Genomic DNA, 25,994 nt, shown 5'->3' on the forward strand with positions numbered 1-25,994 from the left:
AGAATTAGTCAAAATCGCGGGAGACAGACTGAAAATCGCGGGAGACCACCCGAAAATCGCGTGAGAAACAGCTAATAAAAATACGGGAGAGTCATCAGACACCCCCGCATCACCAAGAAACTATAAAACTTCCAATTCCTGAACGAAATAGTCCATTAATATAGTAGATAAATCTTCATCATATAAATTGTAAAATGATCTTGCACCGACTGGATCTTCAATTTCGTTTAAGAGCCATTTGCCATCCGGTCGTAGTAAAAAGTCAATGCCGATATAATTACTATTTAATGCTTTTTGAAGTGTCAACACTTGTAAACGCTGCTCATGAGATAGATTATATTTTTCAATAGATCCGCCTAAAGTGTAATTAGATCGAAAATCGTGACTTCCTTTTCTTTTAACAGCACCAATAATCTTTGAACCTACAACCCATACCCGTACATCTGTGGAGTTTGTCTCAATATAAGGTTGCGTTAATAGTTTTCGCCCTCGCCACTTTAATTGAAAAAATTTAAGATCTTCACTTGAGTTACATAGAGCAACTTCATTCCCACCATGTCCATCAATTGTTTTAATAATAATAGGATACTGTTGTATTTGTTCTTCACGTAAGATAGGAACGGTAGGAATTCCGTGTAGATGGGCAAACTTTAAGGTCTCTTTTTTATTGTTCGCAAGCTCATTTACAGTTGAACGATTAAATACTTTAATGCCAATCGATTCTAACTTTTTAGCAATTTCAGGATTACGTGTACGATTCCAAACAAATAGTGCCCCATTGAAAGGTATATCCATAATATTTTGCTCAATTTCATCTGCTATTACTAAAATGAACTCAATTTCCATTTTACGAGCTGCAGCTATCATTTGTTCGATAAAAGTTGTATTTTTCTTAGAGTCTTCCCGTTCATATATAAGATAAGCCTTTTCCATCAAATCACCCAATTTTCTTCAAAATATACTCGACAAACTTAACACCTACATTAATGCCCGTAACATTATAAAGGTTTCGAATATGTGCTGCAGCATTTACTTCACAAACTAGAGGCTCTTCATCTGGTCCGAATAATAAATCTACACCTGCAAATTCAGCACCAACTGCTTTAGCTGCTTGAATAGCCACTTCTTTCTGTGTATCCGTCAACACTACTTTTTCTGCATGACCACCATTTGTGATATTTGCTCTAAAATCAGTTTCAGAATGGCGATACATGGATGCCACGACTTCATCACCAATAATATTGACCCGAATATCGCGACCACGGCTTGAATCGATAAACTGTTGGAAGACAAAATCTACACCTCTAAGTGCATCCACTTTTTCATAAAATTCTTCCTTTGTATGAATCAGATAGACATGCATCCCAAATGATCCATGACCTTCTTTAATAATCATTGGTAAGCCTAATGTTTGTAAAACATTTTCAAAATAACCGCTATCTCGAATAGTAAACTTAGCATAGACCTTTGGTGCAATAATTGTCGTAGGCATTGGTACATTTGCTTTTGCGAGCTGTATGTATTGTTTGGCCTTATTATCACAAGTCTCAATGACCTCAGGATCATTAAAAATTGGAATACCACTATTTTTTAAGAAAGTTGCGAGTAGAATATCTTTGTCTAAAAAGATGACGAAATCGGGTTTGTTTTGAAGTTTTTCGTCTAGCTTCATCATAATTTCATAATTTTTATAAATAATTGGTTGAACATTAAGCTGTTCACATGCTTCGGCCATTAGTCCTGCTTGGTCGAGAAATTTGTCATTTACAAGACTACCATTGTATATAATCCAACAAGTTTTCATCATAAAAATCCCCTTAACACAGTGCTATAATAATATATAAAAGTTTAGCACGAAAATGATTGAATATATAGGACGGAGTGTTAAGATGATTCCTAAATTAGATGAATATAAGGAACGTTGGCAAATTTCCAGCGATCCAGCGATTAAACCAGGATTAGATGCGATGAAAGAAGCATTAGCTTTAGTGGGAAATCCTCAAAATAGTATACCGGTAATTCATCTAGCTGGTACAAATGGAAAGGGTTCTACAGTAACATTTATTGAACATATTGCTAGAAGTCATGGCTTAAAGACAGCTACATTTATGTCTCCATGTATAGAAGATGTTCACGACCAAATCCAGCTTAATGAAATGCCAATTACAACAAATGAGATGGATGCAATTTTTGAAATTATGAGTGAGGCAGGTTTAAGTGGAAGATTAACGGATTTTGAGCTTCTTACAGTAGCAGCCTATCTGGCATTTAGTCGATTTAAACCCGATATTGCGATTATCGAATGTGGTATGGGTGGCCGTTATGATTCTACAAATGTAATGATCCCTATTGTTTCAGTTGTACCTAGTATCTCATTAGAACATACCCGCTTTTTAGGAGATACGTTAGCTAAAATTGCTTATCACAAATCAGGCATTATTAAGAAAGAAAGACCAATTATTACCGGAGAGCTTCCACCTGAAGCAATGACGGTTTTCATCGATGAAGCAAAAAAACAAAATGCATCACTCTATGTGTACGACAAAGATTTCTCTATTGAAGTAACGGAAGATGATGAAAGATACTATAAACCTAATTATGAAATTTCACATTTGAAACGTATCATGCCAGGTGCCCATCAACGTAGTAATATGGCTCTTGCGATTACCGCCTTTATAAAATTTGCAGAAGAACAGGGTATAGAAATTAATGTAGAAAAGATAAAAAAAGGTGTTCACGAAGCACATTTGGCTGGACGTTTTGAAAAAATCACTCAAAACTTATATCTTGATGGTGCACATAATCCTGCAAGTGCAAAAACACTTGTTGAGACGATTAAAGAAGAATTTCCAGGACAAAAGATTCATTTTGTTATGGGGATATTAAAGGATAAAGATGTAGAAGGTGTTTTAAGGTTATTAGAAGAAGTAGGTAATAGTTTTACTTTTGTTGATGTAGATAATGAACGGGCAATGCCAGCTAATATGATATACGACTTAAGTCATAGTGAAAATAAATCTGTATCCAAAGATAATATAATTCAAATTATGGAAAAAAAGCTAGATATGAGTGGTATTATTATTATGACAGGGTCGCTTTATCTTTTAGCCCAATGGAGGAATACACTATTAATAAGGTTTAAATAACCTATATAGTTGTATTGAAATGGAAATTATTTATGCTATAATTTACAATAAATTAAGATTGAGTGGGAGGGAAGTATGAAAAAGTCATTTACTTTTCAAATAATGATCTTTATCGCATGGATTGCTATTGTTCCTTTAAGCATCTATGCTATATATCTCAAATACCCTCCTACTGGTGATATAGATTGGGGATTATTACTAGGACTTACTTGTTTAAGTCTTGTAACTGCTTATTGGCCAGCGAATATTAATGGTGTACCTTATTTCCTAATTCAATGGGTAAGTCTTGCTGTATTTTTGAGATTTGGATTATTTATTGAAATTATTGTTTTCCAAATTTCGATGATTCCTTTTATCTATCGTTTACAACTACCTCGGCAACAACTTTACCGTATGCCATGGAATTCGATTATGTTCTTACTTGTTTCATTTCTAAGTGGTTTTGCCTTTTTAGAATTTGGTGGAGAAATCCATACAGATGGTATTAAGGAGATAGTTGGTTATGGTTTGCTTTATATCTTGGTAAATATTACAGCAAATCATATTTTACTAAAACTTAGTGGTCTTTTATTAGGAAATAGATCACCATTTTTTACGATGGAAGATGCATGGGATTATCTAACCTGTTGCTTTGTGCTTCCGATGGGGATCAGTTTGTATATTTTAGGTGAGCATGTAGGTGTCATTGCTATCATTTTACTCGGCATTCCATTTTTTATTGCGATAAAATTATTAGAACTGTATGGGACTTCGAGTAAGTTAAATAAGGAGCTTTCTAACGCAGCGCACTTTGGACATCAATTAGCTGATCGATTAAGTTCAGAAGAAACGCTCGACTTATTTATGGATCGTGTACCTAAAATGGTTTCTGTTGATGGACTTTATATGATTGATCGAAGAAAACAAACAGGAACTCTTTCAGTTTTAAGAGCATATGAAAATGGGAAAATGATATTAAAAAACGTTACCCACAAAGAACTTAGTACAGGCCTTTTAACTGAAATTTTAACTACAGAAACAAAATTTGAGGTAAATAAACGTTCAGAATTAGATTTGTGTTCAAATGACTATCTCCCTTCTGATACTCAAAGTGTTTTAGCACTACCACTATTGAGAGAAAAAAGTATGGAAGGCATTCTATTATTAACATCTAAAAAGAAAAACTTTTTTAAAGATTACCAAATAAAGATTTTAGAACTTATCTGTTCGTACTTTATCGTTTCGTTAGAAAAAGCAAGATATGTAGAAAATGCAAAACATAGTAGTGAACGATGTGGTTTGACGGGATTATTTAATTACAGATATTTTGACCAACATTTAACGGATATGATGGGTGATTTAAATAATCGAAATATTTCAAATTTATCATTAATAATGCTCGATATCGACTATTTTAAAAGAATTAACGATAATTATGGTCATCAAAGTGGTAATGATATTTTATGTGGAATTGCAGATCTTTTACGAAGAGAAGTGGCTTCGCGAGGAACCATTGCTCGGTACGGAGGGGAAGAGTTTGTTGTCCTTCTACCAAACTATTCAAAAAAAGCTGCATTAAAAATTGCAGAACATTTACGTAAAACCATTGAGCAACAACCATTTGAAATTTCTCCGGATTTAATAGAAGATGTCTCACATTTAGTCGTGCATGTCACTGCTAGTATAGGTGTATCTTCCGCTTATGAAGATACCGATGATGGCCCCTCATTACTACGAAACGCCGATCAAGCAATGTACATTGGCGCAAAGCAAAAGGGTAGGAACCGGGTTGCTGGGTTTTGACAGGTACTTTAAATAAATTCTAAAAAGAAAACTAAGGCTAGAGCCTTAGTTTTTTATCGTTTTTCTTCAATTTGAGATTGAATAAATACAAAATCGTCAGTTATTGCAGGAAAATCATCTAATTCTATGGTTGTCGTCGAACTACCTCCTGGATTTAAACTTCCTGGTTGCTCTGTTTTCGAAGGGGGATTCACCGAACCACCACCAGAATTAACATAATTTTTAGCTACAATATTTCCATTAATGGTTCCACCTTCGGATTGTACAAAGTTGCAATTTGGGGCTAAAAATAATTGTTCTACATCTTTAGATCCGCCAGAAACCTCCACATTATTATTTCCGTAAACGAAAATATTACCAGCTACTTTACTTCCAGAAGTTAAAGTTAAGTCTGCATTTTTAACATGTAAAGAGCTCATTAAATTAATATTACTCGCTATAGTTAATTTGTCAGCACCAGCATAATAGATATTTGTTTGTGAAGAACCACCATTTTCATTAATAGAGCCATGATTCAAATACATCTTATCTTTAATGTAAAGATTTAATACTCCTTGATTGATAAGCTTGATTTTGCCAGCTAAATTTAATGAATCAACATATATTGAATGAGTTTGACCTTTAAGATCTATATATAGTGTTTCATTACCAGTAATATTTATTTTTTTTAAATAGATATCTGAATCTAATATTAATACCTGATTGCTTGCTTTTGCATTTACGGAAAGAATTCCATCTTCCACAAAAGCAAAGGAAGTTCCACTATTATCTGTACTGGTAATCTTTTTATTTGGATAAATAGGGAGATTTGTATTTCTAAAAACATCCTCTGTATTTTTTAATTTGGGTATAGTTGCTGTACATGTATTGTTGAAATTATTTTCATTATTATTTTCAAATGAGTATTCTTTTTTCAAATTTGTTATTTCTCCGTTTGTTAATTGACTTGCTTTTGAAGTCTCCTGTGAAGTTGTAGTATTTGAAAAATTATTTCCATATTTATAATGTCCACCTATCTCCACCCAACTTGTAATATTAATGTTATTCAAGGCAATTACATCTTGTGAAATTTTCGGATAACCATCAATTGAAATATTGTTACCATAAACTGAACCACTGATACTTCCACCGCTTAAGGTAACATCTTTTTGAGAATAAACATTTTTTATGCCATTAGAACCCTTTATAATTATGTCTTCAGTAGAATAGATACTTCCCCTATAGGAGGCTCCTGTATTTTCAATCACTAATTTCTTCGTTGAGTATACATCTCCTTTTATTGTTGCGCTTCCACCGTTAAATGTTCCTGAAGTGTAAACTGCATAACAAGAATTTAGACTTGGAGGTGTAGGATCTATTGGATTTTCAATAACAACCTTTTTTTTGCCTGGATCTTGATCTAGAGAAATTTGTATTATTTGTGAGATAGTCCTTTTATTATTGTCCCCAATTTTCCCGGTTGATTTAATAGTATAAATAAGCTTTTTAGTAGTACTATTTTGATAATCCGGCTTTACGGTTGTTTCTGAAGTAGGTTCTATACCTTTTTGCTTAGTGTATGTAACTTTACTGCTCATTTTTATTAAATTACTGTCACTTATTACGAGAAGGCTACTTCCTTCAGGTAAATTTGTGTACTTTTTATTAATTTTCTCTTTCGCATTTTGAATAAACTCAGATTGAAAATCGAATGGTGCTGGTTTAGTTTCTTGATGTTCCTTTAAAGCGGCAATATAAGCCGCTTCGGCAATTTTTGTTTCGTCAAAAGCCAGCTTTGCTATTTTTTTGATTTCAACTCGTTCCTGGGTAATGCCAGATTCTGCGATATAGTAGGCAGATTGGTTGTCCCTTTCGTTAGCAGTTTTTTTCATTGTTGAAGAAGTGGTGCTTATTAAGCCTAATCCGAGTATTGATATTATAAATAGAGTTAGGATGGCGATAATTAAAGTATAGCCATTTTGATTGTTATTCCTGCAAATCAAAAGTGTTTTCATAGCCTCAACTCCTCGAAAATATTGTTGTTTCAATTTTTTTGTTATGCTGATCTTCAATAAGAATATGCCATCCTGTATTAGACCCTTGTTTAGTAGGCTTTATTTTTTCAATTTTAAATGTATTAATTTGATTTGCGAGAACTTCGTCGCGATTACTATAGGTATTTGGATCGCCACTATATTTGTAAATCGTGCGATTAGCTGTATCTAATTGATAGTTTGTATTCGAGTTATTAAATCGTATACCGTTATCAATCTCAATAATATGCTCAACGCTCGTCATTCGAATTTCCTTTGTAACTAGTTTTAAAATATATGAAATATCATTAATCTGAGTATTTTCCGCTACTTGGACATTATATTGCTGAGAGCTATCTGTTAAAACGTTAAGTATTAAGAGTGACAAGAAACTAATAATAACAAGTACTGCTACAACTTCTATTAAGGTTATTCCCTTTTGTTTTAGAAAAATCTTTTTGAAATTCATTGAGTACCAGCCTTCCATTCAATGACATTTTGCATAATTGCCTTATAATTTTGAGGATTATCACAGATAACATCTAGATTTTCTAATGTTTTTTTGTCATAAACTTTAATAGTTATATCTGAGAGAACTGTAGGGAATTGGGCATTATGTTCAATTTGCAAGACTATTAAATAATCGGAAAATTGAGTATCTTTTTTATGAAAAGTATTTACACATGAAGCATTTTGATATTTTAACCCTGAAATACCACTTTCTTTATCATTAAATGTATAATTTATACTGGTATTATATATATTTTCCATTTCGGTTTGTGCAACATATGTGGCATCAACATTAGTCTTTGAAGATTTCGTTGTTTGCTTCGTCTGAATGAAAAAGGTGAAAAATGATACTAATAGAATGACTAAGATGACAAATGAAGCAATGACTTCTACTAATGTTGCCCCTCTCTCGTTACGATAAACATTATTTGACATCATTTAATATCCTTTCCCAAAATCTTTTTTGCTAATTATTTATGTAATTACTAGATTAATATGGTAAATACAGCACAATTAAAATTCTATAAATTTACAATTTACCCATGCATATATATTATATACACTTATTTAGATAATTTGTATGAAAAAAATCATATTATTTGTTTAATTAATTTATTTTTTGAACAAAATTGATGTAAAAAGTCACAGATTTTTTTATAAGAAAAAGATATAATGTTAAATAAAGTTAAAAATACATGTTAATAGAATGATTTTGATAGGGGATATAAGTATGAATTTTTTGTCTAAAGCAATGGCAATAATACTATTTTTATCAATATTACTAATTTCTCTAAAATATGTGGATGTTATAGCGTATGCAACTTCTAATGGATCAACGATTGGAACTGTTAGTGTGGATGAATTATCGGATAAAGAGATCAGAAGAAATTTAAATACCGCAATAGAAGACTGGAAGAGTGAAGGTATTTACGTAACAGTTGGTTCTAAGAAAATATTATTAAGTGGTGATGATTTTCTATTTAATATTGATAATTCTATTAAAAAATTTAAAGAGCATAGTGAAAAACCATGGTATGCATTTTGGCAAGATTCTCCTACTGTTGATGAACGGTTAGATGTTAGAGCAAGTAAGTCATTAATGAAAAAAATTAAAAGTGAAACTAAAATACATAATTCAGAAATTGAATCACAATTACTTGAATCAGCATCTTACTTAAAGAAATCTCCCATTAAAATAAAAGTAAATGATCTTTCATTGGAAGATGCAGAACGAATTTCATTTCAGTCAATTGCATTAAAAGAAGATCAAATTTTAGACGCTACAGCAATTGTAAAAGAATTAGATGGCGTCATGATTGAACCAGAAACGCCGTTTTCTTTTAATGATCTTGCCACAAAAGCTAGTAGTAATGATGATACGATGACGCTTGTGGCATCAGCATTATATAGTGCAGTTTTACAAAGTAGTTTTGAAATTATGGAAAGACATCAAGCTGAAAAAATTCCAACTTACATAAAACCAGGATACGAAGCTACTGTAAGTCCTTTTTTAGAAAAGGATTTGCAATTCATCTCTCATAGTGCGGTCCCTACAAAAGTTGTAGCTTCCGTGAAAGAAAATACTCTGAAAATTGAATTATTTACTTTACCGGGTAGCCCAGAAGTTATTGTTTCAGAAAAAGATAAAAAGACAGTTCAATCACGTACAATCTATCGATACTCCAAAAATTTATCGAAAGGTGAAAGTAAAACAATTCAACGAGCAAAAAATGGTTTACAGCTATTAATCTATCGAACTATTACAGATGAAAATGGTGATTCAAAGACACAACTTGTAAGTCAAAATTACTACGCCCCACAAAATGAAATTATCGAAAAATCATCTATTCAACCGACGAATAGTAATACTTCAGATGATACGAATGAAAATTCAATAAGTTTAAATGGACAAACAGCTTCTGAGGGTTTAAGTGATCAGGATGATTCGAGCGAAAATTTAAATAGTAACAGCGGAAATTCAAATAGTATAGAGCAAAACAATTCAATTGCAGCAAGCCATAAAGAAGCTACAAAGAGTAAAAATGGTGGATCTGTACCAAAAGGCAGTTATTATAACAAATCTGGCGATATAGTAACACCAAAAGATACTAAATAACATTGTAGGATGTGAATATGATGAGTTTAACGACTAGGAAACGATTGGGTGATTTACTAGTTGAAGCAGGGGCTATAACAGGGGAACAATTAGAATTTGCTTTACATAATAAGAGCAAAGATGAAAAGCTGGGTGACTTTTTAATACGCGAAAACTTATTAACTGAGCAACAACTTATAGACGTATTAGAAATTCAATTAGACATTCCACACATTAGCATCAGTCAGTTTGCTATTGATCAAGACCTAATACAGTTGCTTCCAAAAGGTCTGGCAAAACGTGCTTTACTTATGCCTTTGTCTCGAGAGAAGAATAAGTTATTAATCGCAATGGCAGACCCAATGGATTATTTTGCGATTGAAGAAGTACGAATGGCTACAGGCTGTCAAATTGAAACTTGTATTGCGACAAAAGATGATTTACGACGTGCGATTAGTAAGTATTATGACTTACAAGAAACAATGGATGCGGCATTAAATGATCTTATGCCTACAGAAAAGAATGATGAAAACGAAATGCTAGATGATGACTCGCCAATTGTTAAGCTCGTGAACCAAATTATTTCGAATGCCGTTGTGCAAAGAGCAAGTGATATTCATTTTGACCCTCAAGAAACCGTACTTCGTATTCGCTATCGAATTGACGGTGTCTTAAAAACTGAAAGATCGTTACCGAAAACGATGCAGAATATGATTATTGCTCGTATAAAAATTATGGGGAATTTAAATATTACAGAAAATCGCTTACCGCAGGATGGACGGATTAAAGCTAATATTAATCTTCATCCAGTTGATATACGATTATCTACTTTACCGACTGTTTACGGGGAGAAAGTGGTGATGCGTGTATTAGATTTAAATAATTCACACGGAGATCTCCATAAAATAGGTTTTTCAGAGGCTAATTTAACTTATTTTAAAGAAATGATTGGCAAACCAAATGGAATTGTATTGATAACTGGACCAACAGGATCAGGGAAATCTTCAACATTATCAACTGCTCTTACCTATCTAAATAATGAAGAGGTCAATATTATTACGGTTGAAGATCCAGTGTAATATCAATTGGAAGGTGTCAATCAAATTCAAGTCCGTGAAGAAATTGGTTTAACATTTGCGACTGGGTTACGTTCAATTTTGCGTCAAGACCCAGATATTATCATGATTGGAGAAATACGAGATTTAGAGACTGCTCAAATTGCAACAAGGGCATCTTTAACAGGTCATTTAGTATTAAGTACATTACATACGAATAGTGCAGTCGAATCTATATCTCGACTATTTGATATGGGGATTGAACCTTTTTTACTCTCTTCTTCAGTGGTTGGAGTGGTAGCACAACGTCTTGTTCGTCGAGTTTGTCGAGATTGTGGAGAATACCAACAATTATCAAGTCGAGAATCAGGTATATTTGAGAAACATCAAATTCCAATTTCACAAGTAAAGCGTGGGTCAGGTTGCCCATCTTGTAATAATACGGGGTATAGAGGAAGGCTAGCAATTCACGAGGTTTTGGTAGTTGATGAACAAGTTAAAGAGTTAATACTAAATAAGGCAAGTCTAGCAGATATAAAAAAACATATGTACAAGCATGGATATTGCACGTTACTAGAAGATGGACTATTAAAAGTAGCAGATGGTCTAACGACAACTGAAGAAATATTACGTGTGGCGACAGATGAGTAGGATGTGAGGAAATGACAAAATCAATTGTAGATTTACTAACCATTGCTGATGAAAAGGATGCTTCGGATTTACATGTAACTGTAGGGGTACCTCCTTATTATCGAATCAACGGTCAATTACAACCGCATGGAGAAGAAATACTAACGCCTGAGGATTTAAAGCGAATGATTTGTGATGTGTTGCCACCTCATCGGATGGAAGAATTTGAGACGAATGGCGAAGTCGACTTTAACTATTCGTTACCCGGAAGATGCCGTTTTCGTATGAATGCTTATCATCAACGAAACAGTTGTACATTAGCTGCTCGTAAGATTACAGCAGAAATACCAACCATTGAACAACTAGGAATGCCTAATGTATTAAAAGATTTATGTAAAAAACCTCAAGGACTTATTCTAGTGACTGGTCCCACAGGATCAGGGAAATCGACTACATTGGCAGCGATGATCAACAATATCAATGAAAATCAGGCTAAACATATTATCACATTAGAAGATCCAATTGAGTATTTGCATAAGCACAAACAGTCAATTGTCAATCAACGTGAAATTGGTTCAGATACGAAAAGCTTTGCAAATGGGCTTCGTGCTGCACTTCGTCAAGATCCAGATATTATTCTAGTCGGAGAAATGCGAGATTTAGAGACGATTTCCACAGCAATTACTGCTGCAGAAACTGGTCATTTAGTGATGGCAACGCTTCATACGAGCAGTGCACCTACAACGATTGATCGCATTATTGATGTTTTTCCTCCTCATCAGCAGGGGCAAATTCGTATTCAATTAGCGAATGTTTTGCAAGGGATCATTTCTCAACGTCTATTTAAACGAATAGACAAGCCTGGTCGTATTGCTGCTACTGAAATTTTGATACATACATCATCAGTAGCAAACTTAATCCGCAATGACAAAGTACATCAATTGACAAATATTATGCAAACGAATCGAGCACTTGGTATGCATACAATTGATAGCTCAATACAGCAGCTACTTGCCAAAAGACTAATCGATTTTGATACAGCAAAAGTTTATATGAATGCAGGTGAATTTGTATGACAGTTTATCGATTTAGCGGCCGTACTATGCAAGGGGCAATGGAAAAGGGCACGATTGAAGCGGGTTCAAAACAACTAGCGATTAAAAAATTGCGTGATAAAGGTATTAATCCAAGACAAGTTGAAGAATCGAAGAGCTTATTGCACAAAGATTTGACGATTGGCAATGCCATGAAAAATGAAGATTTTGTTATTTACTGCCGGCAATTTGCAACATTAATAAGAGCTGGGATATCGATTGTTGAAGCTACCCATATTCTATCTGAACAAACATCAAGCAAAGGCTTAAAAAAAGCACTAAATGGTGTCGAAGAAGACTTACGTTCTGGGATTGCTTTTTCGGATGCCGCAACGAAATTCCCAAAGATATTCCCTGTGCTATTTGTCAATATGATGAAAGCTGGTGAAGCAACAGGAAATTTGGATGATACATTAGACCGTATGGCATTTAGTTACGAGAAGTCTTTTAAATTGAAGAAGAAGATCCAGTCAACGATGGCCTATCCAATTGTTTTACTCATTCTCATCCTTTTTGTATCCGCTTTTATGCTCATTTGGTTAGTGCCAAAATTCACCGCAAACTTCGCAAGTTTTGGTGCTGAGTTACCCGCCATTACATTAATGGTACTAGCCTTAAGTGATGCATTAAAAAACTTTTGGTGGATATTTCTATTCGGGGGAATAGTGGTTATTGGCGTTTTCCTATATCTCTATAAGAACAATACAAAATTAAATTTTTATATTCATTATGCACTGTTGAAAATGCCGATTTTCGGAAAAGTGTTGCAAAAATCGGCAATTGCTCGAATGACAAGAACGCTCGCTACATTATTTAGTAGTTCTGTTCCTATTCTAAATGCATTAGCAATTGTTGAGAAAATTATTGGAGACCCAGTCATTGAAGATGTCGTAAAACAATCAAAGTCTTCACTCGAAAAAGGGAGTTCGTTAGCAGAACCATTAGAGCAAAGTTGGGTTTTCCCTCCTTTAGTAACACAAATGGTATCAATCGGCGAACAAACAGGTTCACTTGACTATATGCTGGAGAAAATTGCGGAATTCTATGAAGATGATGTCGACCGAACAGTAGATTCATTGAAAGCATTAATCGAGCCAATCATGATCCTTTTATTGGCAGTTGTAGTTGGGTTCATCATGGCAGCAGTTATGTTACCGATGTTTAGCTTATATGAACAAATGTAAAAAAGACCAGTTGAAAGGAGGTGAAAAGGAAATGAAAGACGATGTTTCACGAAATTTTCTAGGTGAAGAACCTACATATAGAAAAGGAAGAAGAACAATGAAAACAAAAATGAAAAAATTGATGAAAAATCAAAAAGGTATGACATTGATTGAGCTTTTAGCAGTTATTGTTATTATTGCGATTATTGCTTTAATTGCAATTCCTGCGATTGGAAATATTATTAACAATTCAAAAGATAAAGCTTTATTAGCTGATGCAAGTACAATAATCAGTGGAGCAAAAATTGCATTTGCAGATGGAGCTTGTGAGTCCGCTACATCATGTTCAGGTAAAATATTAAAAGATTATGTTGATGGTTCTAAAGTTAAGATAAAAGATGACGATTCAGTAACTAAAAGTGGTGCTGTTTATACTTTAAACTATGACGCTTTAAAAACTAATAAGGGTACTAAATACGCAGTTAAAAGTGGTTCAATTAATAGTGATGACTTAGCTAAATTAATGGGAAGTGAATAATTAATCAGCAGCTCCCCGCTACTGCCCTATTTAATCTTTCGTTGAAGAAAGCCAACAATCCAACTTTGACTTTACATCGATGATTCGGCTTTCTCCACCGAAGTATTAAAGCTTTCATGTGGGAGGAATACATATGTTTTTTGGAAAGAAGAAGCGACAAGTGTCGCTTGTATATAATGATTTTGCATTGAAAGTGTTAGCGTCCAGTTCGAATGATTTAGCACATGCAGAGGTTCACTCGATTCCGCTAGATGAAGGTATTGTGGTCGATGGAATCATCGAGGATGAATTAGCATTTTTTGAATTATTAAAAGATCATGTGAAAAAATGGGGAATTAAGGGCCAAAATGTGAGCTTTTATGTACCGGAAAGTACGGTAATGATGAAAGCTATTGAGCATCCGCAAGAATTAGAAAATGTTGTATCTATTAAACAGTATGTGGAGATGGAGATTGGTCGAACAATCCATCTACCATTTGAAAATCCTCTGATTGATATTTATGATGCGAAGCAAGGCGATGGTAAAGCAACAATCTTCGCAACGAATGCGGAAGAAGTGCAAAAAGTAGTTGGATTACTGACAGATGCAGGCTTAACACCTGTTGTAGCAGATATTAAAGTGATTTCATTGATTCGTTTAGTCAATTTACTCTTACCAAATTTGGTGAATACGACAACATTGCTAGCCAACTGGTCAATCAATGAATTGTCGCTCGTCATCTATTCATTTGGCGAGGTAGAGTTTTTGCGTTTCCAAACGATTGAGACAGAGCGTAGTAAATGGCAATCGCGTTATACAGAAGATGATTTTGATTATTTTTACAATGATGAGATTAGTCAGTATCAAAACGCGCTATTTGAGCCGCTAGCTGAAATTGAACGAATTATTAACTTTTATCAATATTCATTGAACAAAGGGGAAAAAGGGGTAGATCAAATTGTCGTATTGGGAGACTCTCCTGAGCTGGAATACATTGCAGAAATGATAGAAAGTCAAGTTACTTTACCTGTTCACGTTTTAACAGATCAAGTAATGGAAGAAGAGTTTCCAAACTTTAAAGCATCACAAGCCAGTCTCATTAGTTTGGCATTGAAGGAGGTTGTCAAGGCATGATTCCAGATATTAACCTCTTACCCAATGTGGAAAAAAGTACATCGCAAAAACCAGCTGTATGGCTTGCCGTCTTAATAGCTGGTTTAATGGCGCTCGTATTTGGTTTATATTATTTTTCGCTTGCAAGTGATATAAAATCTCTTGACTCACAACAACAAGCATTATCGAGCGAGGTAGATTCTTATCATAAACAAATTGCTAATTTTCAAAAGGAATCACCAGTTTCTTTTGAACAATCAGTGAAGTTTGTTGAAGCTGTTTCATACCCTGTTACACCGATTATTGACAGTATTGAAAGTCATCTAGAATCTTATGAAAAATTGACGGATATTACATATGGTGAATCAGGCGTTGAAATTACAGCAGATTTTGAAACATTATATGGTGTCTCTACATATGTTCAAAATTTAATGACAGATAAATTGTATACAGATGTGCAAGTTTCTTCTGTTTCTTCTTTTAAACCAGAGAAAGCAGAGTACCAAAACGCGACAGCGAGTGAGCTGCTTGTCCCTCGCTATAAAGCAACCATTCAACTTAAGATCAATCAAGCAAATCTACTAGCAGAGGGTGAACGCCCATGAAATCATTTGGTACGAACAAAAAACTAACTTCCTTATTTATCGCAGCACTTGTATTTGTATTGGGATTTGCGATTTTTTACTATGTAGTTTATCCAAAGATGGAAGAAAGAGATTCTTTGCAATACCAAATTACAAATTTAAAAACAGAATCAAAAGACTTGGAGAAACAATTAGATAACTTAAAATCTAATCAGCAGGCAGAGAAAAAGAGTACGTCTGAACTAAAAACAGAAGTCCCTACAGAAAGAGAGCTTGATAGCTTAATCGATTCGATTGAGCAATTAGAATCTGTTAGTAACACGGAAATTGTCGATATTGCTTTTAATAATTATGATGCAGCTGTGAAAGAAACAATTAACACAGAAGAGCAAAAAGATGGGGCAACAAATAGTAATTCATCTACCCAATCCACAGATGCGCAACAGGTTGACTCAACTCAATCACAAAATTTAAATACGACTGCACCAGATTCAAATAACCAGAATACAGATGCTACGCAAAATAGTGAAAAAAATATAGCACCTGTGTCACCTATTGCTACTAGTAGTTTGCCAGAATCCTTGAAACTATTAACGATGAACTTAACGGTTGATGCAACTGATAAAAAAGAGATTAAACAGTTTTTGAGGGAAATTGAATTTTTGCCTCGAATCATGCGAATAGACTCTGTTTCTTATGAAACACCCAATATAGAGGTAACAAATTCATCTGCGGATACGAAAGAAGATCCATTACAAGCGACTATTCAACTTACTACCTTCTATTATGTCGGTCAACTGGATGAACAAAACGAAAAGAAATGAGCACAACAAAAACAGGCAGTAATTCTCCAGTAAAGCCTTTCAGGGAGATTTCTGTCTTTTGGTATAGATAGAGAGGGAAAAGATGATGGAAATAGTTTATGCGGTATTTTTTATGATATTTGGATTAGTATTTGGCTCGTTCTTTAATGTAGTGGGTTTAAGAGTGCCAAAAGGACAATCTATTATTTCTCCACCTTCCCATTGTGAAGGGTGTAATAGGAGATTAACTGCACTCGATTTAGTACCAGTATTTTCTTATCTTTTTTTACGAGGAAAATGTCGTAGTTGTGGGGCAAAGATTGGATTTTTCCATCCATTAATGGAGCTGTTAACAGGGGTTTTATATGCCTTCGCCTATTTACACTTTGGATTTACACTAGAACTAGTTGTCGCTATTCTTTTTATATCACTACTAATTATTATTACAGTGTCTGATATAGCATATATGTTAATACCTGATAAGGTTTTATTGCCATTTGGTATTTTACTCATTATTTCTCGGATCTTTTCACCTTTAAACCCATGGTGGGACGCATTTGTTGGAGCAGTCATTGGGTTTGGTATTTTGTTTTTGATAGCCTTTGTGTCGAAAGGTGGAATGGGTGGTGGAGATATAAAGCTATTTTTCGTCATTGGCCTTGTTTTAGGAAGTAAACTAACGATCTTGGCACTGTTTGTCTCTTCTATCATTGGCCTTGTAGCAGGTGTTTCACAGTTAGTATGGCAAAAGAAAGGCCGCAAACACCCTGTGCCTTTTGGACCTTGGATTGCTCTAGGGAGTGTTGTGACGTATTTTTACGGTACAGATATACTCGAATGGTATATGAATTTGTTATTTTAGCGAGAAAACTTTTTAAGGCGAGACGACATCAGTCTCGCCTTTTTTTATGTCTATTCTGCTAGGGTATTGAATAGGGGTGATGTCGATATGAAATTTAATACAAGACAGAAAAAAGAAGAAAAGCAGTTTTTACTTGCTGCGGTTATACATGGTGTCATTATTGGAGCTGCAGGTGTACTACTATTTTTCTTCCTATTACAGGTAGTTGAGAAAAAAGTAGGAGATTCGAATGGGAAAACTCTTTCTGTAGATTCACAAAAAAGTGCTAGTGTAGAAAATAAACCAGTCAAATTCTATGCAATGCAGTATGGAGTTTACTCATCATCACAAGCTGCTTCAGATTTTTTAGCAGCACATCCTGAATTTGAGAATGTTTCTATTATTAGAGCTGATAAGCAATTCTATTTGTGGGGAGCTATTAGTAATAGTGAGAAGAAGATTAAATCGATTGTAACTAAAGACTCTTTTGTGAAGCCTTTTGTTTTAAATGGTGCTGCATGTGAAGAAAAGGGGGTAAAAATTATACCTCAATTGTTAGCTGTTGACAAAGTGGCAAAATTAAATATTAGCGATTCTAAATCTGGACAGGCAACACCGGTTGATTGGAAGACGGCCGTTACTACTGCCACTAAGGTTTCGAAAGAATTGGAAATCGTAAAGTTAATGATTTTAGAGCATTATGTATCCCAAAATGACTGTTTACAAATTAAATTTTGATAGTTAAATAGTATTCAAAATAACATTTTTGCTTATTTTCGTAAATTTCCCTAATTTTTACTTTTGGATTATGATGACTAAAAAGGAGGTTGATAGAATGTCAATTCAGTTAAAAAAAGACATTATATTATTAAATCCACAAGGAAATTGTGAAGAGTTGTTAGGAAAACTGCAGCTCCCTTTTTCAGTTGTTCACCAAAATGTATCAATGGATTTTACGCTACCTACTAACCCTATTGAATTTGTAAACAGTTTTGTTGTTGTTCAATTATTACGGATGAAAGCTCCACACCCTTCCCTATGTTATATGAATGTTAAAAGAGTCGTTAGTTTTAATGGCGAGATCTTGCCTTTACCCCGTAGTAGACATGAAGCAATAACTTTCTTTCAAAAGCTATCAAATAGAAGACATTTAGTTACTTCAGCAGTGGGAATCCGTTATGATGATAAAATCTCATCATTTGTGGTAGAATCTGAAGTTTTAATGCACCATTTATCCAAAAAAATAATTGTACAATATATCGAAACAGGGGAACCTTTTGAACAAGATGTTGGTTATAATATAATGGGAGTTGGACAGAATTTAGTGAAGAGGATTGACGGAAGTAAATATAATGTTGCGGGGTTACCATTAGATGTACTGAAAAAATTTTTAACAGATAAAGAGATTATATCTGTTGAAGAGGGGGAATCAGTTTATGGCAACTTCAACTAGTGTTGAAAATCCATTAATGATTCGTGACGTTCATCTTGATGATAGGCCGAGAGAAAGACTTAAGCGACAAGGTGCAGATAGTTTATCAAATCAAGAGTTATTAGCAATTCTTCTTCGAACAGGGACAAAACATGAATCTGTTCTACATGTTGCAAATCGCGTATTAACTCATTTTGAACAGCTTCACGAATTAAAGAATGCGACAATTGAAGAAATCATGTGTATCAAAGGAATTGGTGAGGCAAAAGCTATCCAATTGTTAGCATCAATTGAATTAGGTAGACGTTTACATAAAAAAAGGACCGATGAACGTTTCACCATTCGCTCACCACAAGATGCAGCCACTTATTTGATGCCAGACATGTCATCTTTATTGCAGGAAAATTTTGTGACGCTATTTTTAAATGTTAAAAACCAAATTATCCATCAGCAAACGATTTTTATAGGGAGTTTAAATGCAAGTATTGTACATCCCCGTGAAATTTTTCGTGAAGCTGTTAAGCGATCGGCTGCCTCAATTATTTGTGCACATAATCATCCGTCAGGAAACCCCTCTCCTAGCCCAGAAGATATAGATGTAACTAAGCGTTTACAAGAAGCTGGTTTAATCATCGGAATCGAATTATTAGACCATGTCATCATTGGAGATCATCAATTTATAAGTTTAAAGGAGAAAGGGTACATGTAGGACTGTAATTTTTTGCTCTTTTCCGTTATAATGAAACTTATGATTTTATGAACAGCTACGAAAGTTATGGCTAAAAGAGAAAGGAAGAACAGAATAGTGTTTGGATTAGGTGGAAAAGATGTCGGGATTGACCTCGGCACAGCAAATACATTGGTATTTTTAAAAGGTAAAGGAATCGTACTCAGAGAACCTTCTGTAGTAGCGAAAAATACAAAAACTGGCGAAATCGTTGCAGTAGGTAATGATGCCAAAAATATGATTGGTCGTACACCAGGTTCAATAGTGGCAATTCGTCCTATGAAAGATGGTGTTATCGCAGATTTCGACATTACAACTGCGATGATTGAATATTATATGAAAGAAGCTATGAAAGCTTCAGGTGGTAACTGGAAGAAACCAAATGTTATGGTTTGTGTTCCTTACGGCATTACATCTGTAGAACAACGTGCAGTAATCGATGCATCACGTCAAGCTGGTGCTAAAGAAGCTTATACAATTGAAGAACCATTTGCAGCAGCAATCGGTGCAAATCTACCAGTTTGGGAACCAACAGGTAGTATGGTAGTAGATATCGGTGGTGGTACTTCTGAAGTTGCAGTTATTTCTTTAGGCGGTATCGTAACAAGTGAATCTGTACGCGTCGGTGGGGATGCAATGGACTCTGCTATTACAGCATATATTCGTAAGACATATAACCTTACAATCGGTGAACGTACAGCTGAATCAGTTAAAATGGAAATTGGTTCTGCAAGCACTGAAGGTCCAGAAGAAAAAATGGAAATTCGCGGACGTGATTTAGTAACAGGATTACCGAAAACAATCGAAATTTCATCTGTTGAAATTGTAGATGCATTGAAAGAATCAATCGCTGCAATTATCGATGGCGTGAAAAAAACATTAGAACAAACTCCACCAGAACTTTCTGCTGACGTTATGGAAAGAGGAATTGTGTTAACTGGCGGTGGCGCTTTACTTAAAAATTTGGACAAGGTTATTAGTGATGAAACAAAAATGCCTGTATTTATCGCAGAAAATCCATTAGATTGTGTTGCAATTGGTACTGGTATGGCATTAGATCATATCGACTTAATGCGTCGTCACCAAACAAAATAAGGGGGATTAGACAATGCCACAGTTTTTCTCGAATAAGCGATTGATATTGCTGCTTGTCGGCGTAATCTTCTTAGTGGCATTGATTAGCTTTTCCTTACGCGATCGTCAAAACGCTTCTCTTCCTGAACAAATAATTAAAGATACTGTTGGTTTTGTGCAATCTATTGTTGCAAAACCAGCTAGCTATATAACAGGATTCGTCAATAATGTAGATGATTTATTAAACACCTACGATGAAAATAAACGTTTAAAATCGCGCTTGGAGGAATTTGGAACATTACAAGCTAAAGTCAATGAATTGAAAGTTGAGAATGACAAGTTAAAAGATTTAGTCGGAAAGAAAGATGATTTACGTAACTTTAATCCAATTCAAGCAAATGTCATTGCACGAAACCCTGATCAATGGGAAGAAAAACTCATTCTAAATGAGGGTTCTATGAGCGGTGTAAAGGTTAATATGGCAGTACTAACTTCAAAAGGTTTAATAGGTAAAATTGTTCAAACAACACCTTATACATCTCAAGTTGAGTTATTATCTACGAATAACTCAAATTATCGTGTATCTGCTGTTGTGGCAAATAAAAAATCAGAAGCATTTGGCCTTGTTGAAGGTTTTGAACCAAAACGTGGTGAATTGATTTTAAAAAGAATCGATTCAAGCTTACCTGTTAAAAAGGGTGATAAAGTTACAACATCTGGTCTAGGAGGGATTTTCCCTAAAGGTGTGTTAATTGGTGAAATTACAAAAGTTTCTACGGATGACTATGGCTTAACAAAACTAGCTTATGTGAAACCAGCGGCTGATTTTTCTATGTTGGATCATGTTGTAATTGCTAATCGTCAATCGATTACTATTGATGGTTCTGATGGCAATAATACAAATAAAGCTATTACAGGAACTGGAGCTCAAAAATAATGGCTAGATTTCTTATACCTTTTGTAGCTGTTGTATTGTTCTTTTTAGAAACGGAGTTTTCACTCTATTCACCCATTAAATGGCATGGCCATTTATATTACCTAGTGCCTAGATTTTTGATTATTTACTTAATCTTCTTGTCAATCTACTATGACCGTAAACGTGCGATGTGGTATGGATTAGTATTTGGGGTATTGTATGATATTTTCTATATTGATATTATTGGATTATATACATTCCTCTACCCGTTTATTTGTTTTATAGCAGGTTATACAGTAAAATATATCCATCAACATCTAGCTATATCAACAATTCTTTCATTGGTGCTTGTAGCCCTATTAGAGATTGTTTTACATCAATTTTTCTTATTGATTTCTTTTACTTCGGTTCCATTTACAGAGTTTTTAAATCAAAGACTTATTCCAACTATGATTGCAAACTGTATCTATTTAATCATGCTAGGTTGGACATTTAAGTATTTGATTGAAGCTCGACTATTGAAAAACACAAGTCGATTAACGTTATAGTAGTGAAGCGTGGGGTGAAGCATTTGACAACTAAGCAACTAGTCTTGATCAAAGGAACAAAAGAAGGACTCGTGCTTCAGCTTGATGATCAATGCGCTTACTCTGATTTATTGGATGAATTAAAGCGTAAAGTCACTGAAGATGGTCTAGAAGGACAGGCAGAAGTAACAATTCATGTAGGAAACCGATATTGCTGTCAAGAGCAATTAAAAGAAATTCTTCATATTGTGCAACAATCCAAACACCTGAAAGTTTCAAAGATTAAAAGTGATGTTATTACTGTGGAAGAATGTAACCAAAAGCTTTTGAAAAGTCAATCTGCAACTTACATAGGAATTGTACGTTCTGGACAAGAAATACGAGCTGAAGGCGATCTTGTTGTTATTGGCGATGTTAATCCCAATGGTAAAGTAGTTGCTGGAGGTAGTATTTATGTTATGGGACGTTTGAAGGGGATTGCACATGCAGGGGCACAAGGAAATCGTGATTGTGTGATTGCTGCTTCATGGTTAGAAGCAACTCATTTAAAGATTGCGGATCTAATGGAATTGATGACCAATGAGGTGACAATTCTAGCAGAAAAACCTGAAATGGAATGTGCTTATATTCATTCAAACGGACAAATTGCTATTGACCGTTTACAGGATTTACGTATTTTAAGACCAAATTTATCGACATTTAAGGGAGGAAGCTAATGTGGGTGAAGCTATTGTAATTACTTCTGGTAAAGGTGGAGTAGGGAAAACAACTACTACTGCCAATTTAGGTACTGCATTGGCCCTTCAAAATAAAAAAGTATGCTTAATAGACACAGATATTGGTTTGCGCAACTTAGACGTGATTTTAGGTTTAGAAAACCGTATTATCTATGATTTAGTAGATACTGTTGAAGGGCGTTGTAAAATTCAGCAGGCATTGGTAAAAGATAAACGTTTTGATGATTTACTATTTTTATTGCCAGCTGCTCAAACTTCCGATAAGAATGCTGTAACTCCTCAGCAAATGAAGACGTTAGTGGAAGAGTTAAAACTAGATTTTGACTATGTCCTAATTGACTGTCCTGCCGGAATTGAACAAGGTTATAAAAATGCCGTTGCTGGTGCTGACAGAGCGATTGTTGTTACAACGCCTGAAATTTCAGCAGTTCGTGATGCTGACCGAATTATTGGTTTATTAGAACAAGAAGAAATAGAACCGCCTAAACTCATTATTAACCGTATTCGACCACAGTTAATGAAAAACGGAGATTCAATGGATGTCAATGAAATTACAACACATCTATCTATAGATTTATTAGGAATCATTCCTGATGATGAACAAGTAATCCGTTCTTCAAACAAAGGTGAACCGATTGTAATGGAGCCTTCTACACAAGCTGCTATTGCTTATCGTAATATTGTGCGTAGAATTTTAGGTGAATCTGTGCCACTTATGTCATTAGAAAATGAACATAAAGGTGTATTTGCAAAAATTAAAGCTTTATTTGCTAAATAATTATTTAGACATTTATGAAAAGAGTTTCTAGAGAGGTAATAATCTCTAGAGACTCTTTTTTCATTTTTACGATGCTTGGCTCATAAACTGAAAGAAAATGCAGTTTTGGGGTGGTAGTTCTTGAAAAAGTGGAAACTAATGTTGTTTGTCGCATTCTTATTATTTAGTGTAATCGTATTAGAAAAAAAGCAAATAATAAATAGTGATGTAACGGCCTACGTATTATCAAACGATGATTTATTAATTCTTACAAATTGGACAAAGGATGTATTTCATGATGAAAAAGTAACTGTTACAGCTCCTGTTATAGACTCACGGATAGGTGAATTTAACACAATGCAATCCTTTTCGAATGGAGTGTTATTATCCTACGATAAGCCTTTGACTATTTATGCGAAGCATGAAGGGTTTGTTATTTTTACAGGACATACAAAGTCTCTTGGTAAAACAATGACAATTACATACGAAACAGGGGAAAGAGTAACGTATGGATTATTAAAATCATTAGACTATTTACCATATACGACTATTAGAGAGGGAGAACCTCTTGCAACAATGGATTCAGGGACGTTCTATTTGCAAGTAGAAAGAAAAGGAGCAATGTTGGATCCAGATTCGTTAAAGGATTGGCTTCGTTGATGCGGAAGCTTAAGCTTCATCCTACACTCTTTCCTTTAATAGTATGGTTGATCATTACTGGGCAATTCTCTAACTATGCATTACTTTTCATATCGCTATGTTTGCATGAATTTGGCCATTTACTCATTGCCTATATATTAAAAGTCAAAATAAAAACATGCATAATCATGCCATATGGAGGAGAAATTCAATTTGCAACGAGATGGTTAATAACGAAAAAACAGCAATTGTTAATCGCTTTAGGTGGTCCAATTGCAACATTGATCATATATATATGCGCATTTTTCTTACCAAAAACTTTAAGTGAACCTTTACAATCGATACAAATTATTTTGTTGTTGATCAATTTATTACCTATTTGGCCACTAGATGGAGGTCGGATTTTAGAAATAATATGGAGTGAAAAAAAGTCGTTACAAGCTACCAAAACGTCATTTTTATTAGTATCAATTACTTTTTGTATCACCTGTTTTGTAATTTCACTTTGGTATTTTCCGCAATCTATCTATTTTATGCTTATTCTTGTTTTGCTTTTTTTTCAAAATATCCAAGCTTTTCGATACAGAAAATATGAACAAGCATTTGAAAACGTTGTGTTAAATAGGTTGACGTCATAGTTTTTGTGTGGTAATATTTTAACGTTATGTAGCACCCGTGCTACAACCGCACTGAAAAGGTTACTTTAAGAATTCCTTGTGAATCACCTATTGAGGGCGAGTCTGAGACTTTGAGGAGGTGCAGTTATGTACGCAATTATTGAAACTGGTGGTAAACAAGTTAAAGTAGAAGCTGGCCAAGAAATCTACGTTGAAAAAATCAACGCTGAAGCTGGTGAAACAGTTACTTTTGACAAAGTTCTTTTCGTTGGTGGCGAAGATGTTAAAGTTGGAGCTCCTTTCGTTGAAGGCGCAACAGTTACAGCTAAAGTTGAAAAACAAGGCCGTGCTAAAAAAGTTGTTGTTTTCAAATTGAAAGCTAAAAAGAACTACCGTCGTAAACAAGGTCACCGTCAACCTTACACTAAACTAGTTGTTGAATCTATCAACGCTTAATAGTGAGGTGATAATATGATCACTGTTGGAATTCATAGCGATGAAAATCGTAAATCTTATGGATTTGAAATTTCAGGTCATGCCTATTCTGGTGAACCTGGTCATGATCTAGTTTGTGCGGGCGCATCCGCCATTGCCTTTGGTACGGTGAATGCAATTGGACAACTACTACAATTACAACCAGGCATAGAACAAGGTGAAAATGGGGGATATCTATCCTGCATAATTGACCAAAATGATCTTGACGCTGAAACCGATGCAAAACTGCAAATTATTCTTCAAACAATGGTAACCCAAGTATATACGATGGTTGCTAGTTATGGAGATTTTATCGAGTTAAAATATAAGATGATCTAGGAGGTGGAACATATGTTACTAGTATCTTTAGATTTACAATTCTTCTCTTCTAAAAAAGGTGTAGGTTCTACTAAGAACGGTCGTGACTCTGAAGCAAAACGTTTAGGTGCTAAACGTGCTGATGGTCAATTCGCTACTGCTGGTTCTATTTTATACCGTCAACGCGGTACTAAAATCTATCCAGGAGAAAACGTTGGTCGCGGTGGAGACGATACTTTATTCGCAAAAGTTGATGGCGTTGTTAAATTTGAACGCTTTGGTCGCGATAAACGTAAAGTCAGCGTGTACCCAGTTGCTCAAGAAGCATAATGAATACAAAAGGGCTGCATTAGTGCAGTCCTTTTTATATTCAAAAAATTTATTCTAAAAAATGAAATTTGCAATACAAATTCGGCTTTTACAATAATTT

General features: G+C 34.5%; 28 protein-coding genes, 1 pseudogene and 1 other annotated feature. Of the genes and pseudogenes, 24 read left to right on the forward strand and 5 right to left on the reverse strand.

All coding sequences use genetic code 11. The annotated features are described in order from the left end of the window. Positions 1–120: 120 nt before the first annotated feature. Positions 121–933, reverse strand: coding sequence for an ATP-grasp domain-containing protein (locus D1606_RS09505; protein WP_119415776.1), 813 nt, complete (start codon positions 931–933; stop codon positions 121–123). 4 nt (positions 934–937) lie between these two features. Continuing rightward, positions 938–1,804, reverse strand: coding sequence for an ATP-grasp domain-containing protein (locus D1606_RS09510; RefSeq protein WP_119415777.1), 867 nt, complete (start codon positions 1,802–1,804; stop codon positions 938–940). An 85-nt stretch (positions 1,805–1,889) separates the two neighbouring features. On the opposite strand from D1606_RS09510, the gene D1606_RS09515 reads away from it, so the two are divergent. Both D1606_RS09515 and D1606_RS09520 read left to right on the forward strand, forming a co-directional pair. Beyond that, on the forward strand, positions 1,890–3,146 hold the full coding sequence (locus D1606_RS09515; protein ID WP_119415778.1) for a bifunctional folylpolyglutamate synthase/dihydrofolate synthase: 1,257 nt from the start codon (positions 1,890–1,892) through the stop codon (positions 3,144–3,146). A 75-nt stretch (positions 3,147–3,221) separates the two neighbouring features. Further along, complete coding sequence (locus D1606_RS09520) at positions 3,222–4,928, forward strand: sensor domain-containing diguanylate cyclase (protein ID WP_119415779.1); 1,707 nt, start codon at positions 3,222–3,224, stop codon at positions 4,926–4,928. Positions 4,929–4,981: 53 nt separating this feature from the next. Here D1606_RS09520 and D1606_RS09525 read toward each other — a convergent pair whose 3' ends face one another. The 3 genes from D1606_RS09525 to D1606_RS09535 are packed head-to-tail and all read right to left on the reverse strand — an operon-like array spanning position 4,982 to position 7,885. After that, on the reverse strand, positions 4,982–6,922 hold the full coding sequence (locus D1606_RS09525; protein WP_119415780.1) for a PilX N-terminal domain-containing pilus assembly protein: 1,941 nt from the start codon (positions 6,920–6,922) through the stop codon (positions 4,982–4,984). A gap of 4 nt (positions 6,923–6,926) precedes the next feature. Next, positions 6,927–7,409 (reverse strand): PilW family protein, encoded by a 483-nt coding sequence (locus D1606_RS09530; RefSeq protein WP_158582349.1) that lies wholly within the window; start codon positions 7,407–7,409, stop codon positions 6,927–6,929. Continuing rightward, positions 7,406–7,885 carry a type IV pilus modification PilV family protein gene (locus tag D1606_RS09535; protein ID WP_158582350.1) on the reverse strand — a complete coding sequence of 160 codons (480 nt, stop codon included), beginning with the start codon at positions 7,883–7,885 and terminating at the stop codon, positions 7,406–7,408. The genes D1606_RS09530 and D1606_RS09535 overlap by 4 nt, the downstream gene beginning before the upstream one ends. 295 nt (positions 7,886–8,180) lie before the next feature. On the opposite strand from D1606_RS09535, the gene D1606_RS09540 reads away from it, so the two are divergent. The 22 genes and pseudogenes from D1606_RS09540 to rpmA all read left to right on the forward strand — a co-directional run bounded on the left by D1606_RS09540 (position 8,181) and on the right by rpmA (position 25,894). Further along, positions 8,181–9,566 carry a VanW family protein gene (locus tag D1606_RS09540; RefSeq protein WP_158582351.1) on the forward strand — a complete coding sequence of 462 codons (1,386 nt, stop codon included), beginning with the start codon at positions 8,181–8,183 and terminating at the stop codon, positions 9,564–9,566. A gap of 20 nt (positions 9,567–9,586) precedes the next feature. Further along, positions 9,587–11,251: pseudogene (locus tag D1606_RS09545) on the forward strand (GspE/PulE family protein). An 11-nt stretch (positions 11,252–11,262) separates the two neighbouring features. Next, positions 11,263–12,306, forward strand: a complete 1,044-nt coding sequence (locus D1606_RS09550; protein ID WP_119415784.1) for a type IV pilus twitching motility protein PilT — start codon at positions 11,263–11,265, stop codon at positions 12,304–12,306. Then, positions 12,303–13,508, forward strand: a complete 1,206-nt coding sequence (locus D1606_RS09555; RefSeq protein WP_119415785.1) for a type II secretion system F family protein — start codon at positions 12,303–12,305, stop codon at positions 13,506–13,508. Before D1606_RS09550 ends, D1606_RS09555 begins: the two co-directional genes overlap by 4 nt. A gap of 31 nt (positions 13,509–13,539) precedes the next feature. Further along, positions 13,540–14,025 (forward strand): prepilin-type N-terminal cleavage/methylation domain-containing protein, encoded by a 486-nt coding sequence (locus tag D1606_RS09560; RefSeq protein ID WP_233548066.1) that lies wholly within the window; start codon positions 13,540–13,542, stop codon positions 14,023–14,025. A 133-nt stretch (positions 14,026–14,158) separates the two neighbouring features. Continuing rightward, on the forward strand, positions 14,159–15,139 hold the full coding sequence (gene pilM, locus D1606_RS09565; RefSeq protein WP_119415786.1) for a type IV pilus biogenesis protein PilM: 981 nt from the start codon (positions 14,159–14,161) through the stop codon (positions 15,137–15,139). Then, a complete protein-coding gene (locus D1606_RS09570; RefSeq protein WP_119415787.1) occupies positions 15,136–15,723 on the forward strand; it encodes a PilN domain-containing protein in 588 nt (195 codons plus the stop codon). Before pilM ends, D1606_RS09570 begins: the two co-directional genes overlap by 4 nt. After that, a complete protein-coding gene (locus tag D1606_RS09575; protein ID WP_119415788.1) occupies positions 15,720–16,526 on the forward strand; it encodes a RodZ family helix-turn-helix domain-containing protein in 807 nt (268 codons plus the stop codon). The genes D1606_RS09570 and D1606_RS09575 overlap by 4 nt, the downstream gene beginning before the upstream one ends. An 85-nt stretch (positions 16,527–16,611) precedes the next feature. Continuing rightward, the gene (locus tag D1606_RS09580) at positions 16,612–17,367 is read left to right on the forward strand and encodes a prepilin peptidase (protein WP_119415804.1); all 756 of its coding nucleotides are present in this window, start codon (positions 16,612–16,614) and stop codon (positions 17,365–17,367) included. Positions 17,368–17,454: 87 nt separating this feature from the next. Further along, positions 17,455–18,084, forward strand: a complete 630-nt coding sequence (locus D1606_RS09585) for a hypothetical protein (protein ID WP_119415789.1) — start codon at positions 17,455–17,457, stop codon at positions 18,082–18,084. Positions 18,085–18,181: 97 nt separating this feature from the next. Further along, complete coding sequence (locus D1606_RS09590; RefSeq protein ID WP_158582352.1) at positions 18,182–18,799, forward strand: Maf family protein; 618 nt, start codon at positions 18,182–18,184, stop codon at positions 18,797–18,799. A gap of 16 nt (positions 18,800–18,815) precedes the next feature. Then, the gene (gene radC / locus D1606_RS09595) at positions 18,816–19,487 is read left to right on the forward strand and encodes a RadC family protein (RefSeq protein WP_147414477.1); all 672 of its coding nucleotides are present in this window, start codon (positions 18,816–18,818) and stop codon (positions 19,485–19,487) included. A gap of 96 nt (positions 19,488–19,583) precedes the next feature. After that, on the forward strand, positions 19,584–20,600 hold the full coding sequence (locus tag D1606_RS09600) for a rod shape-determining protein (protein WP_119415792.1): 1,017 nt from the start codon (positions 19,584–19,586) through the stop codon (positions 20,598–20,600). A 13-nt stretch (positions 20,601–20,613) separates the two neighbouring features. Then, positions 20,614–21,516 carry a rod shape-determining protein MreC gene (gene mreC, locus D1606_RS09605; protein ID WP_119415793.1) on the forward strand — a complete coding sequence of 301 codons (903 nt, stop codon included), beginning with the start codon at positions 20,614–20,616 and terminating at the stop codon, positions 21,514–21,516. Further along, a complete protein-coding gene (mreD, locus tag D1606_RS09610; protein WP_119415794.1) occupies positions 21,516–22,043 on the forward strand; it encodes a rod shape-determining protein MreD in 528 nt (175 codons plus the stop codon). The genes mreC and mreD overlap by 1 nt, the downstream gene beginning before the upstream one ends. A gap of 23 nt (positions 22,044–22,066) precedes the next feature. Beyond that, positions 22,067–22,738: a septum site-determining protein MinC gene (minC, locus tag D1606_RS09615; protein WP_119415795.1), complete on the forward strand. Its 672-nt coding sequence runs from the start codon at positions 22,067–22,069 to the stop codon at positions 22,736–22,738. A 1-nt stretch (position 22,739) separates the two neighbouring features. Continuing rightward, complete coding sequence (minD, locus tag D1606_RS09620; RefSeq protein WP_119415796.1) at positions 22,740–23,537, forward strand: septum site-determining protein MinD; 798 nt, start codon at positions 22,740–22,742, stop codon at positions 23,535–23,537. A 120-nt stretch (positions 23,538–23,657) separates the two neighbouring features. Continuing rightward, complete coding sequence (locus D1606_RS09625; RefSeq protein ID WP_119415797.1) at positions 23,658–24,176, forward strand: peptidoglycan DD-metalloendopeptidase family protein; 519 nt, start codon at positions 23,658–23,660, stop codon at positions 24,174–24,176. After that, positions 24,176–24,793, forward strand: a complete 618-nt coding sequence (locus D1606_RS09630) for a site-2 protease family protein (protein ID WP_119415798.1) — start codon at positions 24,176–24,178, stop codon at positions 24,791–24,793. Before D1606_RS09625 ends, D1606_RS09630 begins: the two co-directional genes overlap by 1 nt. Positions 24,794–24,827: 34 nt before the next feature. Then, positions 24,828–24,907 (forward strand) — a sequence feature (ribosomal protein L21 leader region). Between the two features lie 12 nt (positions 24,908–24,919). Next, the gene (rplU, locus tag D1606_RS09635; RefSeq protein WP_119415799.1) at positions 24,920–25,228 is read left to right on the forward strand and encodes a 50S ribosomal protein L21; all 309 of its coding nucleotides are present in this window, start codon (positions 24,920–24,922) and stop codon (positions 25,226–25,228) included. Positions 25,229–25,243: 15 nt separating this feature from the next. Then, entirely contained in the window at positions 25,244–25,585 is a 342-nt protein-coding gene (locus D1606_RS09640) for a ribosomal-processing cysteine protease Prp (RefSeq protein WP_119415800.1), read from the forward strand. Positions 25,586–25,597: 12 nt separating this feature from the next. Beyond that, positions 25,598–25,894: a 50S ribosomal protein L27 gene (gene rpmA, locus D1606_RS09645; RefSeq protein ID WP_102691199.1), complete on the forward strand. Its 297-nt coding sequence runs from the start codon at positions 25,598–25,600 to the stop codon at positions 25,892–25,894. The last annotated feature ends 100 nt before the right edge of the window (positions 25,895–25,994 follow it).

Origin of the sequence: Rummeliibacillus sp. POC4, from assembly GCF_003576525.1 — a bacterium.
Classification (GTDB): domain Bacteria; phylum Bacillota; class Bacilli; order Bacillales_A; family Planococcaceae; genus Rummeliibacillus.

Excerpts from the sequence above, each read along its gene's own strand:
- D1606_RS09505 (WP_119415776.1), bottom strand. The coding sequence starts at position 933 with ATGGAAAAGGCTTATCTTATATATGAACGGGAAGACTCTAAGAAAAAT.
- D1606_RS09510 (WP_119415777.1), bottom strand. The coding sequence starts at position 1,804 with ATGAAAACTTGTTGGATTATATACAATGGTAGTCTTGTAAATGACAAA.
- D1606_RS09515 (WP_119415778.1), top strand. The coding sequence starts at position 1,890 with ATGATTCCTAAATTAGATGAATATAAGGAACGTTGGCAAATTTCCAGC.
- D1606_RS09520 (WP_119415779.1), top strand. The coding sequence starts at position 3,222 with ATGAAAAAGTCATTTACTTTTCAAATAATGATCTTTATCGCATGGATT.
- D1606_RS09525 (WP_119415780.1), bottom strand. The coding sequence starts at position 6,922 with ATGAAAACACTTTTGATTTGCAGGAATAACAATCAAAATGGCTATACT.
- D1606_RS09530 (WP_158582349.1), bottom strand. The coding sequence starts at position 7,409 with ATGAATTTCAAAAAGATTTTTCTAAAACAAAAGGGAATAACCTTAATA.
- D1606_RS09535 (WP_158582350.1), bottom strand. The coding sequence starts at position 7,885 with ATGTCAAATAATGTTTATCGTAACGAGAGAGGGGCAACATTAGTAGAA.
- D1606_RS09540 (WP_158582351.1), top strand. The coding sequence starts at position 8,181 with ATGAATTTTTTGTCTAAAGCAATGGCAATAATACTATTTTTATCAATA.
- D1606_RS09550 (WP_119415784.1), top strand. The coding sequence starts at position 11,263 with ATGACAAAATCAATTGTAGATTTACTAACCATTGCTGATGAAAAGGAT.
- D1606_RS09555 (WP_119415785.1), top strand. The coding sequence starts at position 12,303 with ATGACAGTTTATCGATTTAGCGGCCGTACTATGCAAGGGGCAATGGAA.
- D1606_RS09560 (WP_233548066.1), top strand. The coding sequence starts at position 13,540 with ATGAAAGACGATGTTTCACGAAATTTTCTAGGTGAAGAACCTACATAT.
- pilM (WP_119415786.1), top strand. The coding sequence starts at position 14,159 with ATGTTTTTTGGAAAGAAGAAGCGACAAGTGTCGCTTGTATATAATGAT.
- D1606_RS09570 (WP_119415787.1), top strand. The coding sequence starts at position 15,136 with ATGATTCCAGATATTAACCTCTTACCCAATGTGGAAAAAAGTACATCG.
- D1606_RS09575 (WP_119415788.1), top strand. The coding sequence starts at position 15,720 with ATGAAATCATTTGGTACGAACAAAAAACTAACTTCCTTATTTATCGCA.
- D1606_RS09580 (WP_119415804.1), top strand. The coding sequence starts at position 16,612 with ATGGAAATAGTTTATGCGGTATTTTTTATGATATTTGGATTAGTATTT.
- D1606_RS09585 (WP_119415789.1), top strand. The coding sequence starts at position 17,455 with ATGAAATTTAATACAAGACAGAAAAAAGAAGAAAAGCAGTTTTTACTT.
- D1606_RS09590 (WP_158582352.1), top strand. The coding sequence starts at position 18,182 with ATGTCAATTCAGTTAAAAAAAGACATTATATTATTAAATCCACAAGGA.
- radC (WP_147414477.1), top strand. The coding sequence starts at position 18,816 with ATGATTCGTGACGTTCATCTTGATGATAGGCCGAGAGAAAGACTTAAG.
- mreC (WP_119415793.1), top strand. The coding sequence starts at position 20,614 with ATGCCACAGTTTTTCTCGAATAAGCGATTGATATTGCTGCTTGTCGGC.
- mreD (WP_119415794.1), top strand. The coding sequence starts at position 21,516 with ATGGCTAGATTTCTTATACCTTTTGTAGCTGTTGTATTGTTCTTTTTA.
- D1606_RS09630 (WP_119415798.1), top strand. The coding sequence starts at position 24,176 with ATGCGGAAGCTTAAGCTTCATCCTACACTCTTTCCTTTAATAGTATGG.
- rplU (WP_119415799.1), top strand. The coding sequence starts at position 24,920 with ATGTACGCAATTATTGAAACTGGTGGTAAACAAGTTAAAGTAGAAGCT.
- D1606_RS09640 (WP_119415800.1), top strand. The coding sequence starts at position 25,244 with ATGATCACTGTTGGAATTCATAGCGATGAAAATCGTAAATCTTATGGA.
- rpmA (WP_102691199.1), top strand. The coding sequence starts at position 25,598 with ATGTTACTAGTATCTTTAGATTTACAATTCTTCTCTTCTAAAAAAGGT.